Annotated in this window: 24 protein-coding genes; 9 read left to right on the top strand and 15 right to left on the bottom strand. The window is 68.3% G+C overall.

Going from position 1 to position 25,880, the window contains the following annotated elements; translation table 11 throughout:
• Positions 1 to 480 precede the first annotated feature (480 nt).
• The 5 genes from ACXRVZ_RS11400 (at position 481) to ACXRVZ_RS11420 (ending at position 3,206) form a co-directional block, all read left to right on the top strand.
• Complete coding sequence (locus ACXRVZ_RS11400) at positions 481 to 1,038, top strand: HNH endonuclease (RefSeq protein ID WP_457422841.1); 558 nt, start codon at positions 481 to 483, stop codon at positions 1,036 to 1,038.
• A 123-nt stretch (positions 1,039 to 1,161) separates the two neighbouring features.
• A complete protein-coding gene (locus ACXRVZ_RS11405) occupies positions 1,162 to 1,632 on the top strand; it encodes a glycine zipper domain-containing protein (protein ID WP_457422839.1) in 471 nt (156 codons plus the stop codon).
• A gap of 51 nt (positions 1,633 to 1,683) precedes the next feature.
• A complete protein-coding gene (locus tag ACXRVZ_RS11410) occupies positions 1,684 to 1,959 on the top strand; it encodes a hypothetical protein (RefSeq protein ID WP_457422837.1) in 276 nt (91 codons plus the stop codon).
• A gap of 73 nt (positions 1,960 to 2,032) precedes the next feature.
• Entirely contained in the window at positions 2,033 to 2,518 is a 486-nt protein-coding gene (locus tag ACXRVZ_RS11415; protein WP_457422835.1) for a hypothetical protein, read from the top strand.
• A 97-nt stretch (positions 2,519 to 2,615) separates the two neighbouring features.
• Entirely contained in the window at positions 2,616 to 3,206 is a 591-nt protein-coding gene (locus tag ACXRVZ_RS11420) for a PEP-CTERM sorting domain-containing protein (RefSeq protein WP_457422833.1), read from the top strand.
• On the opposite strand, the gene ACXRVZ_RS11425 is transcribed toward ACXRVZ_RS11420, so the two are convergent.
• The 6 genes from ACXRVZ_RS11425 to ACXRVZ_RS11450 form a co-directional block, all read right to left on the bottom strand.
• Positions 3,203 to 4,432, bottom strand: coding sequence for a saccharopine dehydrogenase family protein (locus ACXRVZ_RS11425; protein WP_457422831.1), 1,230 nt, complete (start codon positions 4,430 to 4,432; stop codon positions 3,203 to 3,205). The genes ACXRVZ_RS11420 and ACXRVZ_RS11425 overlap by 4 nt on opposite strands.
• Positions 4,425 to 4,973: a GNAT family N-acetyltransferase gene (locus ACXRVZ_RS11430; RefSeq protein ID WP_457422829.1), complete on the bottom strand. Its 549-nt coding sequence runs from the start codon at positions 4,971 to 4,973 to the stop codon at positions 4,425 to 4,427. The genes ACXRVZ_RS11425 and ACXRVZ_RS11430 overlap by 8 nt, the downstream gene beginning before the upstream one ends.
• A 67-nt stretch (positions 4,974 to 5,040) precedes the next feature.
• The gene (locus ACXRVZ_RS11435) at positions 5,041 to 5,616 is read right to left on the bottom strand and encodes a hypothetical protein (protein WP_457422827.1); all 576 of its coding nucleotides are present in this window, start codon (positions 5,614 to 5,616) and stop codon (positions 5,041 to 5,043) included.
• A gap of 8 nt (positions 5,617 to 5,624) precedes the next feature.
• Positions 5,625 to 6,932 carry a lipase family protein gene (locus tag ACXRVZ_RS11440; protein ID WP_457422825.1) on the bottom strand — a complete coding sequence of 436 codons (1,308 nt, stop codon included), beginning with the start codon at positions 6,930 to 6,932 and terminating at the stop codon, positions 5,625 to 5,627.
• Between the two features lie 42 nt (positions 6,933 to 6,974).
• Complete coding sequence (locus ACXRVZ_RS11445; RefSeq protein WP_457422823.1) at positions 6,975 to 7,958, bottom strand: hypothetical protein; 984 nt, start codon at positions 7,956 to 7,958, stop codon at positions 6,975 to 6,977.
• 144 nt (positions 7,959 to 8,102) lie between these two features.
• A complete protein-coding gene (locus ACXRVZ_RS11450; protein ID WP_457422821.1) occupies positions 8,103 to 10,097 on the bottom strand; it encodes an SDR family oxidoreductase in 1,995 nt (664 codons plus the stop codon).
• A 171-nt stretch (positions 10,098 to 10,268) separates the two neighbouring features.
• On the opposite strand from ACXRVZ_RS11450, the gene ACXRVZ_RS11455 reads away from it, so the two are divergent.
• Positions 10,269 to 10,913: a phasin family protein gene (locus tag ACXRVZ_RS11455; protein WP_457422819.1), complete on the top strand. Its 645-nt coding sequence runs from the start codon at positions 10,269 to 10,271 to the stop codon at positions 10,911 to 10,913.
• 22 nt (positions 10,914 to 10,935) lie between these two features.
• A complete protein-coding gene (locus ACXRVZ_RS11460; protein WP_458232427.1) occupies positions 10,936 to 12,177 on the top strand; it encodes a patatin-like phospholipase family protein in 1,242 nt (413 codons plus the stop codon).
• Positions 12,178 to 12,196: 19 nt separating this feature from the next.
• On the opposite strand, the gene ACXRVZ_RS11465 is transcribed toward ACXRVZ_RS11460, so the two are convergent.
• The 6 genes from ACXRVZ_RS11465 to ACXRVZ_RS11490 form a co-directional block, all read right to left on the bottom strand.
• A complete protein-coding gene (locus ACXRVZ_RS11465; RefSeq protein ID WP_457422815.1) occupies positions 12,197 to 13,741 on the bottom strand; it encodes an Eco57I restriction-modification methylase domain-containing protein in 1,545 nt (514 codons plus the stop codon).
• Between the two features lie 28 nt (positions 13,742 to 13,769).
• Positions 13,770 to 15,494 carry an ABC transporter ATP-binding protein gene (locus tag ACXRVZ_RS11470; protein ID WP_457422813.1) on the bottom strand — a complete coding sequence of 575 codons (1,725 nt, stop codon included), beginning with the start codon at positions 15,492 to 15,494 and terminating at the stop codon, positions 13,770 to 13,772.
• Positions 15,495 to 15,522: 28 nt separating this feature from the next.
• Positions 15,523 to 17,259 (bottom strand): ABC transporter ATP-binding protein, encoded by a 1,737-nt coding sequence (locus ACXRVZ_RS11475; RefSeq protein ID WP_457422811.1) that lies wholly within the window; start codon positions 17,257 to 17,259, stop codon positions 15,523 to 15,525.
• Between the two features lie 85 nt (positions 17,260 to 17,344).
• Positions 17,345 to 17,548 carry a hypothetical protein gene (locus tag ACXRVZ_RS11480; protein ID WP_457422809.1) on the bottom strand — a complete coding sequence of 68 codons (204 nt, stop codon included), beginning with the start codon at positions 17,546 to 17,548 and terminating at the stop codon, positions 17,345 to 17,347.
• 121 nt (positions 17,549 to 17,669) lie between these two features.
• Positions 17,670 to 18,428: a hypothetical protein gene (locus ACXRVZ_RS11485; RefSeq protein WP_457422807.1), complete on the bottom strand. Its 759-nt coding sequence runs from the start codon at positions 18,426 to 18,428 to the stop codon at positions 17,670 to 17,672.
• A gap of 112 nt (positions 18,429 to 18,540) precedes the next feature.
• Positions 18,541 to 19,962, bottom strand: coding sequence for a sodium:solute symporter (locus tag ACXRVZ_RS11490; protein WP_457422805.1), 1,422 nt, complete (start codon positions 19,960 to 19,962; stop codon positions 18,541 to 18,543).
• A 105-nt stretch (positions 19,963 to 20,067) separates the two neighbouring features.
• On the opposite strand from ACXRVZ_RS11490, the gene ACXRVZ_RS11495 reads away from it, so the two are divergent.
• Positions 20,068 to 23,118 carry an ExeM/NucH family extracellular endonuclease gene (locus ACXRVZ_RS11495; RefSeq protein WP_457422803.1) on the top strand — a complete coding sequence of 1,017 codons (3,051 nt, stop codon included), beginning with the start codon at positions 20,068 to 20,070 and terminating at the stop codon, positions 23,116 to 23,118.
• A gap of 11 nt (positions 23,119 to 23,129) precedes the next feature.
• On the top strand, positions 23,130 to 23,609 hold the full coding sequence (locus ACXRVZ_RS11500; RefSeq protein WP_457422801.1) for a PEP-CTERM sorting domain-containing protein: 480 nt from the start codon (positions 23,130 to 23,132) through the stop codon (positions 23,607 to 23,609).
• Between the two features lie 45 nt (positions 23,610 to 23,654).
• Here ACXRVZ_RS11500 and ruvC read toward each other — a convergent pair whose 3' ends face one another.
• The 3 genes from ruvC to ACXRVZ_RS11515 are packed head-to-tail and all read right to left on the bottom strand — an operon-like array spanning position 23,655 to position 25,837.
• The gene (gene ruvC, locus ACXRVZ_RS11505; protein ID WP_457422799.1) at positions 23,655 to 24,203 is read right to left on the bottom strand and encodes a crossover junction endodeoxyribonuclease RuvC; all 549 of its coding nucleotides are present in this window, start codon (positions 24,201 to 24,203) and stop codon (positions 23,655 to 23,657) included.
• Between the two features lies 1 nt (position 24,204).
• Positions 24,205 to 25,188 (bottom strand): phosphatidate cytidylyltransferase, encoded by a 984-nt coding sequence (locus ACXRVZ_RS11510; protein ID WP_457422797.1) that lies wholly within the window; start codon positions 25,186 to 25,188, stop codon positions 24,205 to 24,207.
• Positions 25,175 to 25,837, bottom strand: coding sequence for a lysophospholipid acyltransferase family protein (locus tag ACXRVZ_RS11515; protein WP_457422795.1), 663 nt, complete (start codon positions 25,835 to 25,837; stop codon positions 25,175 to 25,177). The genes ACXRVZ_RS11510 and ACXRVZ_RS11515 overlap by 14 nt, the downstream gene beginning before the upstream one ends.
• Between the last annotated feature and the right edge of the window lie 43 nt (positions 25,838 to 25,880).

The raw sequence follows: 25,880 nt of genomic DNA on the forward strand, positions 1-25,880 counted from the left end.
ACAGGAATAAAACGAACGGTCGTTCTATTTTGCAGGTCGCTTCCGTGACAGCGCCAGTCCGGCCCCTTGATTTCCTAGGGCGATGTGTCTAATACGCCCGACAACCTAGGGATGACCCTGACGGATTGGAGCCCCTCGCCCAGCCTTGCCCCGCTGCACGCGGGCAAGTCTGGTCGGTCTTGCAGACCGCGCTGCGGCACTGCCGCAGCCCTTCGGCAGGCACAAGACGCCCACTGGGCGTCTTGAGTCCGGCCTCAGCCCCCGTGGGGACGGCGATGCTTGACGGCGCGACCGTCAAGCATTCCCCGACGGGCCGGCTTGGGGCGGCCCGGCGCTCGGCCCCAGTGTGCGGGAAACGCCGTTGTCATGGCCCCACGCTTGAGCCCTGGCCCGGTTCTCGCTAGGCTCCGGTGCTGAAGAAGGGAAGTTCCCGAGTTGACCCGAGGCCCGTGGGAACGCCCTTCCAGGAGGTTGACGCCTGTGGATGTGCTCCAACTCGATGTCTCCGGCCGACCCCAGGCCTGGATCACCACGCGAGAAGCTGCGGTGCTCTACGCCAGCGACGGCGTCGCCTGGACGCTCGGCGAACCCTGCCAGGTGCTGCGCGGCGGCTGGCAGCGCATCACCGGCCGCCAGTCGCGCATCGAGGTGCACTCCATCATTGCCGTGCGCGGCTCGGTGCCCAGCCGGGCTTGGCGCCAGGCGCCGGCGCTGACGAACAGCAAGCTCTTCGTGCGCGACCGCTTCATCTGCGCCTACTGCGGCCACCACTGCCTGCATGAGGACCTGACGCGCGAGCACATCCACCCCACCTCGCGCGGCGGCTACGACAGCTGGATGAACTGCATCACCGCCTGCCGGCCCTGCAACGGCCGCAAGGGCAGCCGCCTGCCCGAGGAGGCGAACATGAGCCTGCTCTACCTGCCCTACGTGCCCAGCCTGCACGAGGACATGATCCTGCGCGGCCGCCGCATCCTGGCCGACCAGATGGAGTTCCTGCTCGCCAGCGTGCCGCGCAGTTCGCGCCTGCACGGTTGACCGAGCGGTTGACCGCCAAGCGGTAAAGAGTTGTAGCTGCGGGTCCCCAAGAGTCAACGGGCGGACAATTCGACACGTTGGGCAGCTGTTTTGCCCAAGGAGAAAACAACCATGTCCAAGCTCATGACTTCCCTCACCCTGGCTGCGGCCCTGGTGCTTTCCGCCTGCTCGACGACCAGCCCCGACGTCGTCCAGCGCGGCGACGCGCAGCGCATGTCCCAGGTGCAGGACGCCACGGTGCTGTCCGCCCGCCCGGTCACCATCGACGGCTCGCAGAGCGGCATCGGCGGCGTGGCCGGCGGCGTGACCGGCGCCATTGCCGGCAGCTCCGTCGGCGGCCGTCGTGAAGGCCAGGTCGTCGGCGTCATCGGCGCCGTGGTCGGGGCCGTCGTCGGCAACGCCATCGAGCGCTCGGCCACCCGTGAAGACGCGTTGGAGATTACCGTCCAGCTGCGCAACGGCGAGCGCCGTTCCATCGTGCAGGCCAAGGGCATTGAGTCCTTCAACAGCGGCGACCCGGTCATCCTGACGACGACCGGCGGCAAGACCCGCGTGATGCGCGCACCGGCCGTCGTGCCGGCCAGCAACGGCTGATCGCTGCTCGTCGCTCAAGGGCCGGCGTCCCGAACAGGGACAATCCGGCCCATGAACATGAAGAAAACCGATCTGGAACGCCTCGCCGGCCTGAAGCTGGACAGCGCAATGCGCGGCAAGGCGACGCCCGGCCGCTTCGGCGCCGCCGCCGCTGCCCTGCCCGACCGCAAAGCCCAGCGCAAGCTGGATGCCGCCGCCGGCCTCGTTCCTTTTGCCTGCAAGCTGCCGGCCGAGCTGACCGAGCAACTGCGCCAACGTGCGGACAGCCATGAAGGTGGCATCAACGCCCTCGTGGCCGAATTGCTGGCCAAGGCGCTGAAGGCATGAGCGCCGCGCCGGGCCGCCCCAAGCAAGCTCGCTCCCGCTTGGCGGGACAGGCCGAAGGCCGAAGGGGGCATCAATGACTGCGGAGTTGGACGAGCCCGTCTTCGAAGCCCGCCTGTGGCGCGACAACGGCTGGACGGCGCAAGTCATCAAGAACGAGGACGACGAGGGCTGGGCCGTCGCGATGTTCAAGACCGGCGAGAGCGAACCCGCGCTGGTCGGCCCCTGGACGATGGGCCGAGACAAGAAGAACCCCAAGCCGCTGGACGTCAACGCCTTCAACACGCTGGTGAAGACAGCCTCCGAAGTGCTGCGCCGCCACGAGCAGCAACTGCACGCCCAGCTCAACAAGGCGCTCTACGTCGCCCGCGACGGCGCCTGGCTGAAGATCACGCTGGAGATCGTGCCCGCCGAGGACGACCCCTATGCCTGGCTGGCCGCCTACGACGCGGCGGGCGAGCGCCTGGCGCAGGTCAAGGTGGCGGCGGGCTTCAAGCTCAGCCAGTCGGCGGCTGAAGCCTGGGTGGACAACGGTTTCGAGCGGCCCGCCGGCCGGGACTGAGCCGAATCCCCCAGCCAGGGGGTTCCCCCAAGGTTGGAAGCCCCGGCCCGCGCGCTCGGCGGCTAGATTGCGGCGGTCCCTCTACCGGAGACCCGCGATGAACTCGACGCCCAGCCTGACGCTGCTTGCCGCCACTGCCCTGCTGGCCACCGCGCCGGCCTGGGCCGCTTCGCTGTACACGCTGCCGGCGGCAACGCCTGCCCTGGAAACCGACACGTCGGTCACGGCCAATTTCGGCGCCTCGGCCGGTGCCGGCGTGGTCGACTTCACGGTGGCCGGCTACAGGACGCTGGATGGCGACAACCAGTGGATCGACGTGCTGCACGTGACGTTGAACGGCAGCGAGGTCTTCAGCGGTACCTGGAACCTCGGTGACGGTGGCGGCGGCACGGACCGCGTGCTGTTCAACCCGAACGGCGCGACGGTCGGCACTGTCGCCAGCCAGCAGTTGACGATCAGCATTCCGGTCACGCTGGCCGCCGGCAGCAATCAGCTTGTCTTGACCTACGCCAGCCCGACCAGCTTCGAGGGCACGAGCCGCTCGGGCTTTCAGGGCTTGATCGACGAAGGCTGGGGCCTGAACGCCCTCGCGGTGAGCGGCCCGGCGCCGGTGCCCGAGCCCGCCAGCGGCGCGCTGCTGCTGGCCGGCCTGGGCGTGTTCGGCTGGCTGGCCAAGCGCCGCCGCTAAGCCGAAATCTCGAAGCTCAGGCCCGCGCGGGCCTGCAGCCGGCGCACCAGCGTCAGGCCCATCGCGCTGCCGGGCGTCCAGACGCCGCCCGGTGTCGCCTCGCGGCCCACGTCCTGCAGCAGGCACAGCGCGGCCTCGCTGATCATCTTGCTGGTCGAGCCATAGCCCGGGTCGCGGTCGCCCTTGACGATGGCGCGCAGTGTCTGGCCGCTGGCGGACTTGCCGGTGAACCAGAGCTGGTAATGCCCGGCCTCGCGGGCGGCTGCGTTCGGGCCGTCGCCGGGCTGCGTCAGCACGAAGCGGCGCAGCAGCGCACGCGTCGGCGCCAGGCCCAGCGCCAGGTTCTGCAGCTTCGTGAAGCGGGCCAGGGCTCCCGCCTTGCGGCGGCCCTTGTCGCCCTGGCCGGGTTTGCCGGTCAGCAGTTTCTCGCTGTAGACAAAGCCCTCACCCCAGGGGTGGCCGCGCAGCGCGTTGCTGCGGTGGACGTTCTTGGTGTTGATCGTCGCCATCATGAACGGGCCGCACCAGGCGTCGGCCCAGTCGTCGAAGCCGGCGCCCTGGTCATCGGGCTGGCGCGGGCCCTTGAAGCCCGGCGTCAGCGCAAACGGGTTGGCCATGAGCTGGGACAGCGCGGGCTCGCGGCGCACGGCCGCTATGGTTTCCATCATGCTGGCCAGCGTGCCGCCCGAGGCCGCGCCCTTGAGCCGCGCGACGCGGCCGCGCACCTCGGGCAGAGGCGTGCCGAAGCGTGCCTCCGCCTCGGCCTGCAGGTAGACGACGCCAAGGTCGAAGGGGATGGAGTCGAAGCCGCAGGAGAAGACGATGCGCGCACCGCTCGCCTGGGCTAGCGGCGTGAGCTTGTCGACCATGCGTGCCATCCACAGCGGCTCGCCGCACAGGTCGACGTAGTCGGTGCCGCCCGCGGCGCAGGCGGTGGCAAGCGGCTCGCCATGCAGCTGATAGGGACCGACCGTCGTGATGACCACATGCGTGCGCCTGACCAAGGCCTTGAGCGCGGCAGCATCGCCTGCATCCGCCTTCAGCAAGGCGATCGACGGCGGCAGGTGCAGCGCGTCGCGCACCTTGGCCAGCTTGTCCAGGCTGCGCCCGGCAATGGCCCAGCGCGCGCCGGCCGCGCCGCTGAGGTGCAGGTATTCGGCCACGAGGCGGCCCGTGAATCCGGTCGCGCCGAAGACGACGATGTCGAACTCGCGGCGCTCAGGCATCGCCCCGGCCTTTCAGCGCCGCCCAGTCGCTGCGCAGCAGGCCCAGGGCGTGGCAGTCCACATACTCGCCGGCGACGAAGACGATGCCGCGCTCTATGCCTTCGTGCTTGAAGCCGCACTTCTCGGCCACGCGCCGCGAGGCATGGTTGTGCACGGACATGCCGCAGGACAGGCGGTTCACCGGCCAGTTCTCGAACAGGTAGTCGACCAGCAGCGTGGCTGCCTCGCTGGCCAGGCCCTGGCCGCGCATCGCAACGTCAGCCATCGTCCAGCCGATCTCGCGCGCCGTCGTGTAGCGGGCCGCTGCAAAGTGCACCACGTCGCAGATGACGCTGCCGTCGATGAGGTGGCAGATCAGCAGACGCTCGGCCTCTTCACTGGCAAAGCCGTTGTCCTTCCAGCGCTGGTCCACCGCGTGCGGCGTCATCATGCGCGAGCCCATGAAGGGGCCCGTCACCTGGGGATCGCTCACCGAGCGCTTGAGCCAGGGCAGGTCGTCCTGCGTCACATGGCGCAGGCCAACTCGTTGTCCTCGGAGCATGGGGTCCTCTCAAACAAGGAAACCCGACCAGGGCCGGGCTTCGGGGCATTGTGGGTCAGTGCAGAGGCTATCCCATTGGGGACGGATCGAAGCTCCGCGCCAGTTGAACCACGAACTGGACGGCTTCGTCCTGCCCCTCGTACCGCTCCAGCCACACGCGGAGCTGCGCCGGCGTGAGCGGCCCCTGCAAGGGTGCGGGGCCGGCGTCGATCGCTATCAGCGCCGCGTCGAGCGACGCTTCGGCGGCGGCGTGGTGCGCCGAGATGCGCTCGCGCAGCAAGGCCCCTGCGGCGTACAGGTTCACGACGTAGGGTTCGAGGTCCGGGACCGTCTCGAAGTCATACGTGGCGCCGGCCAGCTCCATCGCCTGCTCGAAAGTTGGCCCGAGATCCACCACGGGTGCAGAGTTGTCAGCCGCCTCTTCGAGGCCGCTGGGTATCTCCATCCCGTCCAAGGCCGACCAGTCGAATGTGTCGGGATCGGGGTTCATGACGGCCTCGGCGAAGGCCGCCCTTTCGGCGAGCTGCTCGGGCGTCGGCTCGGCCTGCGCCGCGGCTGCAAGCGCCACCGACGCCCGAATGAACCCCAGTTCCGCCAGCGCATTGGCATGCAGGTAGAGGTATTCGAAGGCCGTGCGGTCCATGCTGCGGCTCACCCCAGTACCGAACCGGCCACCGCGGTGGCGCCACCGAGCAACAGAGGCAGCGGCACGCCACGGCCCACGGTGTTGACGATGGCCAGCGTCGCCAGGGGGCGCAGCACGCTCATCATCGCCATCAGGATGCCCCGGATCACCTTCCCGGTGATGTCGGCGGCGCCCACGATGACGATGCGCGCCCAGCCGGCGGCGTGCTTCAGCCAGCCCATCAGCTCGGGGTTGGCCGCCGCCTGGCGGGTCAGGTTGTGCGCCAGCGTCGCGCTGAAGAGGTCGATGGCGGTGAGCCCCTGGACACCCACGTAGCCGGCCACCTTGAGCACGTGGCTGAAGGCCTTCATCAGGTAGCTCAGCCCCTGCGCGGCACTCTGCGTCATCCAGCCCGGGTTGTCGGAGCTGCGCAGCAGCCACTTGGCGAGCACCGCGTTGTCGCGGTCGACGGCCTGGGAGAGCAGGCGCACGGTATTCCACGAGACACCGGGGCTGCCAATGCTGCGCACGTACTCGGTCATGTCGTGGTTCGCCACGCTCAGCAGCTTGCCGGTGGGCGACACGAGCGCCATGTTGTTGTCGTCGGTGGGCAGGCCGTTGACGTGGCTGAAGGGGTAAGGGCCTACCATCGTCACGGGGTCTAGGTCATGCGCCACGCGGAAGATGTTGTGCTTGCCCAGCAACTGCTCCATCGCCGACGACGAGCCCAGCGCGCCCACGCGCGGCGAGCCGAAGGTGTAGAGCTTCACGGCCTTGCCACGGCCCGCGAAATGCGCGGCGACGAGCGTGGCCACCGCGCCACCCAGGCTGTGGCCGACGCAGTGCACGACGTCGGCATCCATCACGCGCCGGTCATCGCGGGCGAGGCCGATCTTGACGCTGTCGAAGGTGTTGCGGAAACCGTGGTGGACCGGGCCGACGCCGGCCATGGTCGTCATCGACGCACGCAGGTCGGTGAAGATGTCCGCCTTCGAATGCTCGGCGCGCGTGCCGCGCGTGGCAACCACGACGTGGCGACAGCCGTCGCGGCTGAAGCTCAGCACGTAGCCGAAACCGGTGGACACGCCGGCGGTGCTGCCCGCAAACACGCGATCAAGCTTGGCACCTGCGAGCGGCGTGGCATGCAGCGAGGTGTTCACGCCCCCGCCCTGCGCGGCCGCGCCCAGGCCATCGCCGGTCACCATCTTGCGGACGGTCTTGCGTGTTTCCATGCCGATGGTGGGCTGGCCGGAGATCCAGTCCTTCAACGTGAAATACGCGTTGTGCGCGATGTAGGTGGCCTCTTGGGGCGACAGGCAGTCCTGATCGATCATGTCGTTATGTCGCCGCGGCGTGCGCGGTCTCCCTGCGGTGATTCAAAGAAGGGGGGTCAGGTCGAGCGACCAGAAGAAGCGGCTGGCTTGGCCGGCACGGTCGTCTGCTGTCTCCAGCCACAGCCGGTTGCCCACCATCCCCCAGCGACGGACATGGCCGTCGTCCAGGCCCAGCGTCACGATCTCCAGGCCATCGGGATGGCGCGGCGAGAAGAGCAGCAGGTGCTCGAAGTGGTTCACATAGCGCTGCGCGCCGATGCGTTCTTCCTCCGAGCTGTAGCGCGCCAGTGCCACCTCCGGCCGCAGCTGCAGGCTGTCGAGATACTGGAACGGCAGGCCGCGCGACCAGTCCGGGTCCGCCTCGCCCAGCCGGCGCACGCGGTCGCTGGCCGCGTCGTAGAGGAACACCGCATCCTTGGGGCGCGGGTCGTGGTACTTGAGATGAAACAGGATGCGGCCTGCCGGCAGCGCAAGCACGGCCTCGGACGACCACATCAGCCACTTCGGCTGCGCGGCATCGAAGGTGGCAGCGCGGGCCTTGACGAAGCGCTTGCCATCGATCTCCCAGAAACCCGCGCCGTGGCGGTCGCCGTAGGTATTGACCAGCGCGACGGCCGGCCGGCCTGCAGCCCCATCGACGATGAAGGCTTCGGCAGGCGGGCGGTCACGCCGCTCGGCGGCGAGCGTGCCGCCCGGCGGCGGCGCGTCGGCACTCACGTTGCGGATGACCGGATAGGCCGGCTTGGGTTGCGGCTGAAGCGCAGGCAAGGCCGACTCGCGCTTGAGCACCCCTCCCAACTCGGGCCGCACCGTCGTGCGGTACTTGCTCTTGAAGAGACCAAAGACCATGCTGGAATTTCCGCCTTCGTCCGATACCGCCTGCTCACAGCCGCCGAGAGCGGTGGCCATCACCAGCACACCACAGCCCTGTGCCACGCGGCGCGCCATCGAACGGGCGGTGGCAAGGGCAGAAGCATGGCGTGCGGACATCGAGCGATATTTTTTGTGATCAGCGACGGCGCGCATTGTGTCGAGTCGCCATGCCGCCACGCCCCACACATGAGGGGATTTCTCACCCGAACACGCCGCTTCGTTTCAAGTGGATACGAAAAGACGGCGTGTCTACCGGCCCGACCGCAGACCTCGCGCGGCGGGCCGGTCGACGCACCGTCAGAAGTGGATGCCGCGCATCATCTGCTGCATCGCGATCGCCTCCGGCGACAGCCCCGACTTGCCCGACTTGTCGCCCTTGGCGGCCGAGCTGTCGGGGAACATGCGGAAGGTCGTGTTCATGACGATCTGCGCAATGCGCGGCGCGGCGGCGTGCAGCATCTCGCCGGAGATGCCCAGGCGCGTGGCGATGCGCACCGGCTTGTTGATGCAGGCCTGCGCAATCATGTCGCCGGCCTCCTCGGGCGCCAGCGTCGGCACGTTCTTGTAGATCGCCGTGGGCGCGATCATGGGCGTGCGCACCAGCGGCATGTTGATGGTGGTGAAGGTCACGCCGGTGTCGGCAAACTCGCTGGAGGCGCAGCGCGTCCAGGCGTCCAGCGCGGCCTTGCTGGCCACGTAGGCGCTGAAGCGCGGCGCATTGGTCAGCACGCCGATGGAGCTGATGTTGACCACATGGCCCTTCTTCTTGGCCACCATGCCGGGCAGCAAGCCCATGGTCACGCGCAGGCAGCCGAAGTAGTTCAGGTCCATCGTGCGCTGGAAATCGTGGAAGCGGTCGTAGCTGCTCTCGATGGCGCGGCGGATGGAGCGGCCGGCGTTGTTGATGAGGAAGTCGACGCCGCCGAACTCGTCGTTGCACCACGCGATCAGCCCGGCGCAGCCGGCCTCGTCGGCGATGTCGCAGGCATAACTGTGGATCTGAGCGTCCTTGCCGGCCTTGTCCTTGATCTCCTTGACCGCCTCGGCCAGCTTGGCCTCGTCGCGCGCGCAGATCAGCGTGATGGCGCCGGCCTCGGCGAACTTGATGGCCGCGGCCAGGCCGATGCCCGAGGAGCCGCCCGTCACCAGCACCACCTTGCCGCCGGTCGCGCCGCGCAAGGAACGGTCGATGAAGAGGGCCGGGTCGAGATGGCGCTCCCAGTAGTCCCACAGCCGCCAGGCGTAGTCGTTCAGGTCGGGGCAGGCGATGCCCGAACCCTTCAATGCCGCCTCGGTGTCGCGGCAGTCGAAGCGGGTCGGGTAGTTGATGAAGGTGAACATGTCCTCGGGGATGCCGAGGTCCTTCATCACGGCGTTGCGGATGCGACGCACCGGCGCCAGCGCCATCAAGCCCTTCTTGACGCTCTTGGGGATGAAGCCCATCAACGCGGCGTTGATGAACAAATTCATCTTGGGCGCGTGCGCGGCCTTGCTGAAGATGTCCAGCACGTCGCCGACGCGGTAGCCCTGCGGGTCCACGAGGTGGTAGCAGCCGTGGCCCTTGCTGACCTTGTGCGAGATGTGGTCCAGCGCATCAACGACGAAGTCCACCGGCACGATGTTGATGCGGCCGCCCTCCAGGCCGACGCTGGGCATCCACGGCGGCAGGATCTGGCGCATGCGCTGGATCAGCTTGAAGAAGTAGTAAGGCCCGTCGACCTTGTCCATCTCGCCGGACTTGGAGTCGCCCACGACCAGCGCCGGGCGGTAGACCGTCCACGGCCGCTTGCACTCCTTGCGCACGATCTTCTCGCTCTCGTGCTTGGTCATGAAATACGGGTGGTCCAGGCCCTCCGCCTCCTCGAACATGTCCTCGCGAAACACGCCTTCGTACAGGCCTGCCGCCGCGATCGATGACACATGGTGCACATGGGCGGCGTCGATGGCCTGTGCGAACTCCACCATGCTGCGGGTGCCTTCGATGTTCACGGCGACCTGCGACTCCTCGTCGGCGCCCAGGTCGTAGACCGCAGCCAGGTGATAGAGGTGGTCGATCTTGCCCTTCAGGCTCTTGATGACGTCGCTGGCCACGCCGAGCTTCTTGCTCGTCAGGTCACCGTAGACAGGGATCGCGCGGGTCTTGGCGACGCCCCAGTAGGCGAGCAGGTCGGGCAGCTTGGCGGCGCTCTCCTCGCGCATCAGGAAATGGACCGTGCTGCCGCGCCGGGCCAGCAGCTTCTTGACGAGTCGCTTGCCGATGAAGCCGGTGGCGCCAGTGACGAAATACTGCATGCGTGTCTCCTGCATTGGGGGTTTCGCTCGATTCTTCACCAGCGCCTGATGCCGCTTGCTGGGCACTTTCCCTGGGAGCGACGTAGAGCGCACTCACTAGGAATGGCCATGCTGGAGCGGGACGTGGCCGCTACAGTCCCGCTGCAATTCGCTAACTCGCAAGGACACCAAATGGTCAAGAAGCTTCAAAAGATGGCTGACAAGAAGAAGGCTGCTGCCGCCACCGGCTTCCCGGCTGGCCTGCTCGACAGCGCGATGGCACAGAACGTCAAGGACAGCGCCCAGCAGATCTGGGCCGCCGGTCTCGCCTCCTTCGCCAAGGCCCAGGGCGAAGGCTCCAAGGTCTTCGAGGCCCTCGTCTCGGAAGGACAGAAATTGCAGAAGAAGACCCAATCCGCCGCTGAAGAGAAGTTCAGCGCCGTGGCCAGCAAGGTCAGCAGCGTCGCCGGCGACGTCGGCGCCAAGGCCGGCCAGCAATGGGACAAGCTGGAAACCATCTTCGAAGCCCGCGTGGCCAAGGCCCTGCAAGGCCTGGGCGTGCCCACCAAGGCCGACATCGACAGCCTGATCAAGCGCATCGACGCGCTGGCCGTGGCAACCGGCGTGCAGCCGGCCAAGAAGGCCGCTGCCAAGCCCGCCGCGAAGAAGGCTGCTGCTCCGGCCGCCAAGAAGGCCGCCCCGGCTGCCAAGCCTGCCGCCGCACCGGCCAAGAAGGCTGCTGCCAAGCCTGCCGCCGCGCCTGCTGCCAAGAAGGCCGCCCCGGCCAAGAAGGCCCCGGCCGCCAAGAAGGCCGCCGCGCCCACCGCGCAAGCCTGATCGAAGCTAGCCCTTTCCCACCATGAGCCAACCAAGGATTGGGTTGGCCCTGGCAGGCGGAGGCCCACTGGGCGCCATCTATGAAGTTGGCGCCCTTTGTGCTTTGGAGGAGGCCGTTGCCGGCCTGGACTTCACCGCCTGCGACGGCTACATCGGCGTCAGCGCGGGCGGCTTCATTGCCGCCGGCCTGGCCAACGGCATGACGCCGCGCCAGCTCTGCGCCGCCTTCATCGAGAACACCGCCGAGGCGCCCGACCGCTTCGACCCCGCCGAGCTGCTGCAGCCCGCCTGGGCCGAGTTCGGCCAGCGCCTGCGCCTGCTGCCCCGCCTGCTGGCCGACGCGGCGCGCGAGGTGCTGCTGGAGGGCCGCTCGCGCCTGAGCGCCGTCGAGCGCCTGGGCCGCGTGCTGCCTACGGGCCTGCTGAGCAGTGAACGCTTTGGCGAGGCGCTGGCCCGCGTGTTCGCCGCACCGGGCCGCACGGACGACTTCCGCCAGCTGGACCGCCACCTCGTTCTTGTGGCCACCGACCTGGACAGCGGCGAGGCCATCCCCTTCGGCACGCCCGGCTGGGACCATGTGCCCATCTCCCAGGCCGTGCAGGCCAGTGCGGCGCTGCCGGGCCTGTTCCCGCCGGTCGAGATCGACGGCCGGCATTACGTGGACGGCGCGCTGAAGAAGACGCTGCACGCCTCCGTGCTGCTGGACCGCGGCCTGGACCTGCTGATCTGCCTGAACCCGCTGGTGCCCTACGCCAGCGACCGCCTCTCGCACCGCGAGGCCCGCTCGCGCCGCGCCAAGAAGCTGGCCAGCAAGCTGGGCCGCCCCGCCGTGCGCGCGCTGCAGCCGCGCATCCACCGCCTGGTGGACGGCGGCCTGCCGCTGGTGCTGTCGCAGACCTTCCGCTCGCTGATCCACTCGCGGCTGGAGCTCGGGCTCAAGGGCTATGAGCTGACGCATCCGCAGACCGACATCCTGCTGTTCGAGCCCGACCCGCGCGACGCCGAACTCTTCCTCGCCAACACCTTCAGCTACAGCCAGCGCCGGCGGCTGGCCGAGCACGCCTACCAGGCCACGCGCGAGCTGCTGCGCGAGCGCGTGGCCGTGCTGAAGCCGCAATTCGCCCGCGCCGGCCTGACGCTGCGCGAGGACGTGCTCGCCAGCCGCGAGGCGCGCCTGCTGCCGGTGCCGGGCGAGACGCGCATGGAACAGGCGCTGCGTTCGCTGCGTGGCAGCCTGACGGTGCTGGAGGCGCGGGCGCGCTGACGCGGGCTCGGCCAGCCTCTCAGGCTGCGATCCGCCCAGGCGCGGCCAGGCCGAGGACCTTCTCCACGACTTCGTCCATCTGCCCCAGTGCCATGCCGGGCATGCAGCTGCGCCCGATCTCCACGATCCGCTCCCAGGGCGGCAAGGGCAGGCGGCGCAACTCGGTCGCATTCACCTGGGTGCTGCCCGCCAGCGCGCGGAAGTAGTGGTCCACGCAACGGCTCGCCAGAAAGGCCGACAGGCCGGCCGCCTCGACCGGCGTCAAGGCTCCCAGCGGATGGCCGGCGTCTCGCTGGATGAAGTTGAGATGGTTTTCCAAACCCAGCCATTCACCAGGCAGGCAGCCGTCATAGGCCGCACAGGTGACCCGGCGCTCGGCTTCCTTGGGAGAGAACCTCCGCATCACGACCATGGGTGCGTTGCGCACCAGCAGCGGCTCACTGGCCTTCCCGGCCACGATGTGCTCGTGCTTCTTGTTCAGCGGCCAACGGATCGCCTGCTGCCGGACATGCTGAAGCCAGAGAAAGGGCACCGTGTCGCGCTGCGCCGACTCACGCGAGAACTCCCTGGCTCGAAACGCCACCACCGGACCGGTGCGGGCACTCAGGCCATAGGTCTGCAAACGGGCAGTCCACGCCGTGGGGAGCACCGACCCATGCTGCGGCAGCGCCAGCATGAGCTGCTCGTCCTGGCCCACGACGTCCGCCAGCGCATGGGTCTGATGCTGCGCGCGGTCGATGTCGTCGGCCCCCTCGCTGCGTGTCAGCGTCAGCGCGGCGCCCGGCTCGACGTCGGCACGCCCCTTGGCCCAGGCAATGATGGTCTCCTGCAGCACGGCGTCTGCCTCGAAACCCTCGGTGCGGCTCTCGAAGGCATGCAGGGCATCCAGGCTCAGGTTGCGCAGCAGCGTCCGGCGGACGGCCCGGAAATAGGCACCCGCCATCCATGAGCGCGGCGTGATGAAGCACCAACGCCCGCTGGGCGACATGAGCCGGGCACAGGCGGCCATGAACAGGCCGTAGATGTTGGGCTGACCATGCACGGCGTAGGCATGGGCCAGTGCGCGCGGATCGTTGGTCTTGTTCAGCTTGAAGAAGGGCGGATTGGCGATCACCAGCAGCCCTTCGACCGTCCGCCCGCCGCGAGCGAGTTCGGACAACAGGAAGTCCTCCTGGCGCAGCTGCCAGTCCACGGCCATGCCTGCGGCCCGGCAGGCAGCCTGCACGCGAACGCGCAGCAGCTCCAGACGGCCGGCCAGCAGGGGATCCAGCTCGAAAACCAGCACTTCGAGCCGAGTCACCCCGCGAGGGTTGCGCAAGACTTCCTCGACCACGGCGGCAACCAGGATGCCGGCGCCGGCGGCGGGCTCCAGCAATCGGAGCGTCCGCGCCGGCCCGTCTGCCAGCAGCCGCTTCGCCATGAAGCGGGCGATGCTGGGCGGCGTCATGAACTGCCCCGCCGCCCTCTTCTGCTCGCGGCTGCGCGAATCACTGAAGCGGCGGCCCTCGCTGTGGGCGAACTCCACCAGGCCCAGGTCTGCTGATTGTGAAAAGTCTGTCGTCATGGCTGCGCGTCGGGAGCGCGGAGTTTAGTTAGTCCGCGTCGGCGGGCACGTCCTCGAGCGTCTGCAGTTCCACCAGGCGGCGGTAAGGCCCGCCTTCCGTCGCCATCAGCGCCTCGTGCCTGCCGCGCTCCTGCAGGTGGCCATGGTTGAGCACGAGGATCTGGTCGGCAGCGCGGATGGTGGACAGCCGGTGGGCAATGGCGATGACCGTCACGCGGCCATGCAGGGCCGTCAGCGCCGCACCGACGCGGGCCTCGGTCTCGCTGTCGACGTTGCTGGTGGCCTCGTCCAGGAACAGGATGCGCGGCGAGCCGGCCAGCGCGCGGGCCATGGCCAGCAGCTGCTTCTGGCCCGTGGACACGCGGGCGCCGCCTTCGCCGAGCCGCGTGTCATAACCCTTTGGCAGAGCGGTGATGAAGTCATGCGCTCGCGCATCGCGGGCTGCGGCCTGCACGGCTTCGTCGCTGATGCCCGGCCGACCCATGGCGATGTTCTCGCGCGCGCTGGCCGCCAGCAGGAAGGGCTCCTGCGGCACCAGGCCCACGGCGTCGCGGAAGGCAGCGTCGGGTACGGCGTCGAGCGGCTGGCCGTCCACCGTGATGCGGCCTTGCTGGGCCGTGTAGAAGCGCAGCAGCAGCGACAGCAGCGTGCTCTTGCCGCTGCCGGTGTGGCCGACGATGCCGACAAAGCTGCCGGCCGGAATGTCGATGTCCACGCCATGCAGCACCGGCCGCGCGGGGTCGTAGCCGAAGGTCAGCTGCTCGATGCGAATAGCGCCGCGAGAGACCGCCTCGCCGTCCTGCGGCGGCCCACGGAACTCGTCTTCCTCCAGCAGCGCCCGCACGCGCGACGCGGCGACCATGGACTGCTGCAACTGGCCGAACTGCATGGTGATCTGGATCAGCGGCTCGACGACGCGGGCGATGTAGGCCAGGAAGGCGTAGAGCAGGCCGACCTCCAGCCCCGACAGCTCGCGCCGGCCGAAGCCGTAGATGACGGTGACGAGCAGCAGCACGTTGAGCAGATCCAGCGCCGGGCGCAGCAGCCAGGCGTTGGCGCGCAGTTCGGCGATGCGCGAGAGCCGGTGCTCGGCGTTCACCGCCTCGAAGCGTGCGCCGAAGCGCTCCGCCGCGCCCGCCGCCTGCAGCACCGCCATGCCGGCCATGCTCTCGGCCATCTGCGCATTGATGTCGCTGCGCAATTGCCGCGTGCGCGCCACCGCCGGCGCGGACAAGCGCTGGTAGCCCTTGATGATGAGCACCATGGCCGGCACCAGCGTCGCGACGATGAGCATCAGCCGCCAGTCGAGAAAGGCCATCGCGATCAGCGAGCCGAAGACGACGATGGTCGAGTCAAGCATCACGTAGAGCACCTGGCGGTATAGCTGGTTCACCGCCTCGGTGTCGTTGGTGACGCGGCTGACGAGCTGGCCGGTGATGGCCTTGTCGAAGAAGGCCATGGGTAGGGCAAGCACATGGGCGTAGACCTTCTCGCGCAACCGCAGCACCGAGCGACGCGCCACGCCGGCCATGCGGGATAGCTGGGCGTAGCGGATCCAGCTCGACGCCCAGCCGGTGAGCAGCACGGTGGCGAGCAGCAGCGCCATGGCGCCCAGGTCGTAGTGGCCGGGCAGCAGGTGATGGTCGATGTAGCGTTTGCCGAGGATGGGGCCGAGGACTTCCAGGCCGGCAGCGAGGAGCAGCCAGATGCCGCCGCGAATGAGTTGCGGGCGTTCGGGTCGGGCTGAGTCCATCAGCAGCCCGACGCTCTTCCACGGTTTCTCAAGCGGCTTCAAGACTTGCCTCGATTTGTTGATAGCGCCACTGCGCCGCATACCAGCCGCCCAGTTCCAGCAGCTGTTGATGCGTGCCGCGCTCGATGACATGGCCCTGCTTCAGCACGATGACCTCATCGGCATCCATGACCGCCGACAGCCGGTGCGCGATGACGATGACGCTGCGGTCAGGCCGCGCGGTGCGCAGCTCGCGCAGGTGGCTGAGGATGTCGGTCTCGGTACCGGTGTCAACGGCGGACAGCGCGTCGTCCAGCACGAGCAAGGGCGCGTCCGACAGCAACGCCCGCGCGATGGCCACGCGCTGGCGCTGGCCGCCGGACAGCGTCACGCCGCGCTCGCCGACCTCGGTGGCGTAGCCGCTCGGCAGGCGCGCAATGTCGTCGTGCACGGCGGCCAGGCGGGCGGCGGCTTCGATGTCGGCCGGCGTGGCCGAGGCCCGTGCGAGCGCGATGTTGTCGGCCACCGAAGCCGAGAACAGAAAGGGCTCCTGCGGCACCCAGGCGATGTGGGCGCGCAGCGTCGCCAACGGCAGCTGTGGGAGGGGCACTCCGCCCAGCGTCAGGCGCCCGGCATCGGGTTCGGACTGGCGCAACAACAGGCGCACGAGGGTGGATTTGCCCGCACCAGTCGCGCCGACGATGCCCAGCGTCCTGCCCGGCGCGAGCGTGAGGTCCAGACCCTCCAGGGCCGGCCGCCTGGCGCCGGGGAAGCCGAAGCTCAGCCCCTCGGCGCGCAGCGTCGCGTCGGCCGGCAGTGCCGCCCTGCCCTCGTCGGCCAGCGTCAGCGGCGCGTCCAGCACTGGCGCGAGCCGCGTCCACGCCGCACGGCCGCGCTCCAGCAGGGCCAGCACCCAGCCGGCCGCGAACATGGGCCAGATCAGCTGGCCGAGGTACATCGTGAAGGCGGTCAGCTGGCCGATGCTGATCTGGCGCTGCGCCACCAGCCAGCCGCCCATGGCCAGCGCGATGGCAAACGCGGCGCCCAGCGTCATGCCGACGGCGGGCTCGTAGGCCGCCTCCCAGCGCTGCGAGCGATAGGCCGCCTCGGCGGCCTGGCCGGCCAACTCACCGAAGCGTGCCTCGCTGCGCGCCACCAGGCCTAACGCCCTCAGCGTGCGCACGCCGGCCAGGCTTTCCTGCACCTGCTGGTTGAGGTCGCCAAAGCGGTTCAGCGAATCCTGCGCGGCCTGGTGCAGGTGCCTGGAGATCCACCAGAAGGCCAGCGCCATCAGCGGAAAGGGCACCAGCGCCGCCAGGCCCAGGCGCCAGTCGATGCTGAGGGTCATCATGGCCAGCACCAGCAGCAGCGTCTGGCTGCCGTCAAAGCCCGCCAGCATGGCCTCGCCGGCGGCCTGCTCGACGGCGTCGATGTCGTTGGTCGCCAGCGCCATCAGGTCGCCGGTGCGCTGGCTCTGAAAGTAGGTGGGGCCCTGCAAGGCCAGCCGCGCGAACAGCCGCGTGCGCAGCCGCGCACCGAGGCGGTACGCCGCCTTGAACAGCGTCAGCCGCCAGCCCACGCGCAGCAGGTAGATGACGAGGCCGGCGGCCACCAGCAACGCGAGCTGCTCGATGAGGGCGGCGCCGTGCAGGCCACCGGCCACCAGCGCGTCAACGACATGGCCGACCTGGCGCGGGATCCAGACCGTCAGCGCGGCGATGCAGCTGAGCATGGCACCGGCCGAGGCGTAGGCGCGCCAGTGCTCGCGCACGAATGCGGCGAGCATGCGGGCGAGGCTGGCGGAAACGGGATCGACAGGCAGCATGCGAGCGCGCAGTGTCGCCGGCCGGCCATGCCGCCGCTGCGCGCGATCAGTCGGGTCGTGGATACCTGCCAGAGACGCTCACGATCAGCAGCGCGACACCGGCCAGGCCCGACAAGAGGATGAAGGGCGGCGGGATGTCCTCCAGTCCCGACGCACCCATCTCGGTCAAACGCCAGGCCGCGCCAAAGCAGGCGGCACTGAGCACGAAGCTGATGAGTCGTACGGAGGCCGCAGCATGTGCCAATTTCATGGGTCGCTCCTCATGGGCGTCTGGAGCGGATCAGATTACATGCGGTCTGTGAGGTGAATGAGAAGTGGCCGTGGCAGACGGAATCAAGACATGGGGAGCAGTGCGCGAGGGCCGCGGTCGATCAGCGTCTCCGGACTTCGTTGACGAACATCCCGAACCACGAAGTACGCCCGACAAGCAGCACCTGGTCACCAACTGTCGGGATGGGAGCCGCCATTCGACCTTCGACACAAAGGTTGACGACCGCATCCTTGATCAAGAATTTGCCCGTTTGTTTGCAGTCTTTGGCCCTCTTGGAGAGACTGCCTATCGACACGGTTTTTGCGGGCTTCTCGGCGATGGAGCCGCCTGCGATCCAACCCATCAATGCGGCCCACCCCGGCGTTGCCATGACGACCAGTCCTGCCATTAAACCCGTGGTCAACGGGACCATGAGCAGCCAGCGACTCGCCCACGACGGATATCGCACACGAAGCCGTTGACGAACTTCGGCTCGAAGAAAGATCCCCATCCACTGCCCGAGCGCTGCGAGAAAAATCCACGGTGCTGCGAGCCAGTACTCGGCGGCGAATGCAAAGACGAATCGGGGTCCCAGCGTCAGCTCAAAAAGCAGGCCGGCCAATGGATAGATAACCATGGCAAACAAGACGAAGCGCCATCCGCGCGATGGCGGCTGAATCGGCGTCGCGCCTTGCTTTCCAATCGTTGCGATGCGCCCGGCGAGTCTCTGATCGTCTTCGTCAATCGCCTTCTGGATGCGCGCCTCCAATGCCGCCAGTTGGGCTTGACTGACCTTGCCTCGACGGTCGAGTGCAACGGTTTCCGCCAGGAGTCGCTCGTGCTCGGACGCTGAGTCAGCAGTGGTCGGCGCGTTCTTCATCTCAATTGCCCATTCCGCATTCGCGGCACCCGCGACGCATGAAGCCCGAGGCGGTGTGCGGCAACAGAACACAGCCACAGAGGCACAGAGACACCGACGGGCATCTTGTTGTTCATGCGGAAACCTTATCAGCAACACCCGGCACGCCGGCCACCAGCCTCAGCCCAGCCCAGGTCAGCAGCCCGTTGAGCAGCAGCAGCTCCAGCCCGATCTGGTAGCCGCCCCAGGGCTGGCCGAAGTCCAGTGCCGCACACAGCAGCGGCGCTGCCACACAGACCGCCACCAGCGCTCGGCCCGACACCGCCCTTGGCGTGAACAGCGCAAAAGCGAACAGCCCCAGCAGCGGCCCATAGGTGTAGCCCGCGAGCTTGAGGATCAGAAAGATCATGCTGGCGCTGTCCAGTGCCTTGAAGCCCAGCACCAGGGCGAGGAAGAGCAGCGCAAAGCCGAGATGCACGCGCCGCCGGGTGCGCGTGTCCTCGCGCGCAATGCGCAGCAAATCCAGGCAGGTGCTGGCCGTCAGCGCGGTCAGTGCGCCGTCGGCACTGGGCAGCAGGGCCGACACCAGGGCGAGCACGAAGACGACCTGCACCCAGGCGGGCAGGTGCTGCATGACGACGGTTGGGAACAGCGCATCGCCGCGCACGTTCAGCCCGTGCTCACGCGCGAACAGCGTCAGCAGCCCGCCCAGCAGCAGGAAGGCCGCCACGACAACCAGCATCAGCACGGCCAGCACCAGCAGGTTCTTCTGCGCGTCGCGCAGTCTGGCCACCGACAGGCTCTTCTGCATCATTTCCTGGTCCAGCCCCGTCATCGCGATGGCGATGAACATGCCGGCCAGCAGCGCCTTGGCGGAGAAGTCGCGGCTCAGCGGGTCGCCCACCCACACACGCGACAGGCCCGCTGCGTCCAGCTGCGCGAGCGCGTCCGGCCGCCACAGCATCACAGTGCAGACCACCAGCCCGGTCAGCATGCCGGCGGTCTGCAGCGTGTCCGTCCACACCAGCGCCTTCACGCCGCCCTCCACGGTGTAGAGCAGGATCATCGCCAGCACGACGGCCGCTCCAAGCGCGAACGGCACACCCAGCGGCTGCAGGATGAGCACGTGCAGCACCGCCACGACGAGGTAGAGCCGCGCCGTGGCGCCCAGCGTGCGGCTCAACACGAAGTAGGCCGAGCCCAGCCGCTGCGCCGCGGGCCCGAGGCGCTCGCCCAGCAGACCGTAGATGGACGCCAGCTTGAGCCGGTGATAGGCCGGCAGCAGCAGCAGGGCGATGACCGCGTAGCCGGCGACCTGGCCGAGCGCGATCTGCAGGTAAGTGAAGCCGCTGGCCGCCACGGCGCCCGGCACGCTGATGAAAGTGACGCCGGACAGCGACGTGCCGACCATTCCGAAGGCGACGACCGGCCAGGGACTTTCCCTGCCCCCCACATAGAAACCCTCGGCGCCAGAACCGTGCGCGACGCACCGTGCCAGCACCAATAGCAGGGCAAAGTAAGTGAGAACCCCGACCAAAAGTAGTGCAGGCGACATGGCGCTGAAGTGTCTCCGAGGGCACCCCCCTCAAACGTGGTGGATCAATTCGTCACGAAGCATCAATAGGATGCGCCCCGTTCCGGCAATTTTTACTAAATAGTCATGCAACTCAAACCCCTGGCTTCTCTTCTTGCTGCAGCCTTCGCTGCGCCTGTAGCCCTCGCCTCGCCGTCCGGCGTGGTGATCAGCCAGCTGTTTGGCGGCAACGGCGGCGCGTTCGCCAGCGACTATGTCGAGTTGCACAACACCGGCTCCGCGCCGGTGAGCCTGGCCGGCTGGTCCGTCCAGTACGGCAGCGCGACGGGCACCGGCACCTTCTCCGGCAACGGCGTCGTGGCGCTGTCCGGCACGCTGCAGCCGGGGCAGTTCTACCTCGTGCGCCTGGCCACGACGACCGGCACCGCCCTGCCCACGCCGGACGCGACGGGCAACATCAACATGTCGGGCACGGCCGGCAAGGTCGTCCTGGCCAACGTGGCCACCGGTCTAGCCTGCAACGGCGGCGCCTTGTCGTCCTCGCCCTGCTCCGCCACACAGCTCGCGCAGATCGAAGACGCCGTCGGCTTCGGCACCACCGGGAATTACTACGAAGGCGCCGGCCGCGCGCCCGCCCCGTCCTCGACGCTGGCGCTGTTCCGCGCCGCCAGCGGCTGCACCGACACCGACAACAACGCCACCGACTTCGCCACCGGCACGCCCGCCCCGCGCAACACGGCCTCGCCCGTGGTCAGCTGCGGCGGCGCTCCGGTCAACCTGCCCATCGTGCCGAACTGCCCGGACCAGGGCGCCACGTCGGGCACGGCCAGCACATTCACGGTCGGCGCGACCGATACGGACAGCAAGGTCGACAAGGTCACGGTCGTCGGCAGCCTGCCCGCAGGCGTCACGCTCGGCGACTTCACCGCCGCCGGCGCAAACGGCGCGGCCGCGTCTCAGGCCTTCTCGGTCGCCTCCAGCATCGCGGTGGGCGCATACAACATCGGCCTGAAGTGGGAGAACAACGCCGTCCAGAGCGCCAGCTGCACGTTCAAGCTGACGGTCGGCGGCACGGTCACCATCCCGGCCATCCAGGGTTCGGGCGCCAAGAGCCCGATGGACGGCAACACCGTCACCACCTCCGGCATCGTCACCAAACTGCTGAACAACGGCTTCTACCTGCAGGACCCGGACGGCGACAACGACACCACCACCTCCGACGGCGTCTTCGTCTTCACGAGCACCGTGCCGACGGCGGCCGTGGGCGACAAGGTCAGCGTGACGGGCAAGGTGCAGGAGTACTCGGTGTCCACCAGCGCGGCCAGCCAGGCCAACCCGCTGACCGAACTGAGCAGCGTCACCAACGTCACCATCGTCAGCACCAACAACCAGCTGCCGCAGCCGGTCGAGGTGAGCCTCGCCGCGCTGACTGCCCAAGCCGACATGGAGCGCTACGAGGGCATGCTGGTCCGCATCATCGACACGCTGACCGTCAACCAGACCAACTTCGTCGGCAGCTACGGCCAGCTGACGGTGTCCGCCGGCGGCCGCACGTTGACACCCACCAACGTCGAGCGCCCCGGCGCCGCCGCCAATGCCATGCAGGCCGCCAACCTGTCCCGCAGCGTCTTGCTGGACGACGGCAGCTCCCTCAAGTTCCCCAACCCGACGCCCTACCTCTGGCAGGACAGCACGGTGCGTGGCGGTGACACGCTGGAAGGCGTGACCGGCGTCGTGGACTTCGGGCCGTCGACCGATTCCGCAACCGGCCCGCTGTCGTACAAGATTCACCCGACCGCAGCCCCCGTGTTCGCGCGTCCGATCGCCCGCCCCACCGCACCGGCGGCTGTGGGCGGCAACATCCGCGTGGCCAGCTCCAACGTGCTGAACTTCTTCACGACGTTCACCGACGGCACTGCGGTGCCCGGTGGCGGCGCCTGCCCGAGCGCCGGCTGCCGTGGCGCGGACAACCTGGCCGAGTTCAACCGCCAGCGCACCAAGATCGTCGCCTCGCTGGTCGGCCTCAACGCCGACGTTGTCGGCCTGATGGAGATCCAGAACAGCGGCAACTTCGCGGTGCAGAACCTGGTGGACGGCCTGAACGCCGTCCTGGGCGCCAACACCTACGCCGCAGTGCCCACGCCGGCGAGCGGCACCGGCACGGACGCCATCCGCGTCGCGCTGATCTACAAGCCCGCCAAGCTGGCGCTGATGGGTGCGTCGATGTCCGACCCCGACGGCATCAACGACCGCCCGACCTTCGCCCAGGGCTTCCTGGCCCCCAACGGCGAGAAGTTCGCCGTCGTGGTGAACCACCTGAAGTCCAAAGGCAGCTGCGGCAGCGGCGTCAACGGCGACACCGGTGACCTGCAAGGCTGCTGGAACGCCAAGCGCGTGCAGCAGGCCCAGCGCCTGCTGGCCTGGCTGCCCACGGTCAAGTCCACGGCCGGCACCGATGACATCATCATGCTCGGCGACTTCAACTCCTACGCCAAGGAAGACCCGATCGAGACGCTGACAGCCGGCGGCATCGTCGACCTCGTCGCCAAGTTCGATCCGGCCGACTACAGCTACGTCTTCGACGCTGGCGCCGGCCGCCTGGACCACGGCCTGGGCACGCCAACCCTGGCGGCCAAGGTGACGGGCGCCACGAGTTGGCACATCAATGCCGATGAACCCGAGTGGATCGACTACAACACCAACGACAAGCAGGCCGGCAACGACTGGTACCAGCCCAACGCCTTCCGCGCGTCGGACCATGACCCGATGCTCATCGGCCTGAACCTGGTCAAGAGCGTTACCGGCACTGCGGGCCGCGACACCATCGTCGGCACGGCGGGCGACGACGTCATCGAAGGCGGCGCGGGTGCCGACACGCTGACCGGCGGTGGTGGCAACAACCAGTTCGTCTACAGCAGCATGCTGGACGCGGGCGACGTCATCACCGACTTCGTCCCGGGCAAGGACACGCTGGTGCTGACCAAGCTGCTCGTCGTTGCAGGCATCACCAGTGCCGACCCGCTGGCCAGCGGTCACGTCACCTGCACGGCCAACGCCGCCGGCGCCATCATCAATATCGACACTGATGGCAGCGCTGGTGCGACCAAGGCCAAGGCGCTGCTGCAACTCAAGGGCGTGGCCTGCGCGGCCATCACCGCCTCCAGCTTCAAGTTCTGAGGAAGAAAAACATGATCCGCAATTTCGCTCTCGCCCTGACTGCCCTGGCCCTCGCCGCCGCTGCCCATGCCGGCACGTACGCAGTGACCGGTAGCTTCGACAACGATCCCGGCGTCGAAGTGCTCACCGGCAGCTTCTCCTTTGATGATGCCCAAGTAGCCGCCGGCGGCTTCGATGGCTCCTTCGATCTGACGTCGCTGAACTTCACGTTCCTCGGCCAGACTTACGCGCTGACGGACGCCACCACCGCCTACGTTCAATTCGATTTCGGCTCCTTGAGCGGTCCCGTCGCGACGTTTTCAACGTCCGGCGGCACGCTGGACCTGCAGTCCTTCTTCGGCACCAACTACTTCACCTATGTGACCCGCGCCGGTGAAGCGTATGGAACGTTGAGCCTCGACGTCGCCGCCAGCGTCCCTGAACCCGCCAGCTACGCGCTGGTGCTGGCCGCGCTTGGCGGTGGCCTCTTCGCCCGCCGCCGCAAGGCCTGAGCGATCTCGCCTCTTTGAACGGCCCGCCTCGGCGGGCCGTTTTTCTTAGTACGTGCGCCCGGCTTTGAACTGCGCGTGCTGGCGCCGCTCCAGCGTCGTGCTGCGGCTCATGGCCGCGAAGCTGACGCTGGCGTGGGCGTGCATGATGGCCAGGCCCAGCGCGTCGGCGGCGTCCTTGCCGGGCACGCCGGGCAGGGCCAGCAGGCGCTGCACCATGGCCTGGATCTGCTCCTTCTTGGCGTGGCCGTGGCCGACGATGGCCTTCTTCATCTGCAGGGCCGTGTACTCGCTGACGGGCAGGTCGGCCGACACCAGCGCCGTGATCGCCGCGCCGCGCGCCTGGCCCAGCAGCAGCGTGGACTGCGGGTTCACGTTGACGAAGACGATCTCGACCGCCGCGCACTGCGGCTGGTAGCGCGCGGTGACCTCGCGGATGCCGTCGAACAGGATCTTCAGGCGCGCCGGCAGGTCGCCCACGGCGACAGCGCTGGTCTTGATGGTGCCGCTGGCGACGTAGGCCAGGCGCGGACCGTCTGCGTCGATGACACCGAAGCCGGTGGTCTGCAAGCCGGGGTCGATGCCGAGAATCCTCACATCACCGCCCGAAATACCAGCGGGCGGAGTGGAAAAACACCGGCGCCGCAAAGCACAGCACCGCGATGCGGTCCAGCAGCCCGACGGCGCCGGTGATGGAGCTGCGATTGCCCCAGTAGCGCACGCCGGCATCCTTCTTCAGCGCCTTCATCACCAGGCCACCAAAGCCCGCTGCGGCGGCCGTGAGGAAAGCCATGGCAAGCGCCTGGCCGATCTTGAAAGGCGTGATCCAGAACAAGAGGCCGCCCGCGAGCGAGCCGGTCAGCGTGCCTATCCACCAGGCCCGCATCGAGAAGCTACGGCTGATGTGCCGCGCCACCGGCCGTCGGCGCAGCGTGCGGGTGGCGATTTCCTGCGCGATCTGCGAGGACGCGACCACCATGACGAGGAAGAACAGCAGGAAGGCGCCGCGGCCGGTGAAGCCGGGGAAGTCCAGCAGCAGCAACGCCGGTGCGTGCGACAGGCCGTAGACGCAGACCATCACGCCCCACTGGATCTTGGCGTTGCGCTCAAGGAATCGGTTGGGGTCGTCGGCCAGCGCGCTGACGATGGGCAGCACCAGGAAGCCGTAGACCGGCAAGAAGACCGTGAACAGGTCGAAGAAGCGCGTGCCGCAGACCATGTACTGCACCGGCAGCAGCACGAAGAAGGCGACGATGAGCGGGCGGTGGTCGCTGCGCCGGGTGTGCACGAGGGTGATGAACTCGCGCAGCGCCAGGAAGGAGAACAGCGCGAACAGCAGCGTCGCGCCCAGCGGCCCGGAGATCCACGCCACCCAGAAGATGCAGCCGCCTATCCAGGCCGCGCGCAGGTCGCGGCGCACGCGCTCCCAGGTCAGCTCCGAGGCGCGGCGGGCTTCCTCGTCCTCGCGCTCGCGCAGCGAGTTCAGGAACAGGCCGATGGTCAGCAGCATCAGGAAGCCGAACAGCACGACAAAGAGCAGGGCCACCTGCTCGCTGGCGGTCAAAGCCTTAAGCCACTTCATCGCTCGCCTCTGCGGGCCGGCCAACCAAGCTCAGGTCGGGGCGCTGCTCCATGACGGCCTCGCGGGCGCGGCAGAGGAAGTCGGCCTTGCTCTCCCCTTCCTGCAACTGGATGGGTTCGCCGAAGGTGACCGTGCACAAGATGGGCACCGGCACCACCTCGCCCTTGGGCATGACGCGCTGCACGTTGTCTATCCAGGTCGGGATCAGCGGCACATGCGGGAATTGCTGGGCCAGATGAAAGATGCCGCTCTTGAACGGCATCGGGTTGCCCTTGTTGGAGCGCGTGCCTTCCGGAAAGATGACCAGCGAGTCGCCGTTGGCCAGCGCCTCGACGAGCGGCTCCAGGGGGTCTTCGTCGGGCGTGGCGCGCGAGCGGCTGACGTAGATGGCGTTGAAGACCTCGGTCGTCAGCCAGCGCTTGAAGGCGCTTTTGGTCCAGTAGTCGCGCGCGGCGATGGCGCGGGTCTGGGCGCGCAGCTCATGAGGGAAGGCGGCCCAGATCAGGACGAGATCGAAGTGACTCTGGTGGTTGGCGATGTAGATGCGCTGCTCGGCTTTTGGCGGGCAGCCCTTCCAGTGGCCTTGCGCGCCCGTGATGACGCGGGCGATGAAGGCAAGCAACTGGCCGGTAAAGGCGGCTGGCGTCATGGGCGGGATTATCGGGGCCAGGCCCCGCCCGCTCAGGCTGCGC

The sequence above is a fragment of the Roseateles sp. P5_E8 genome, assembly GCF_054177665.1.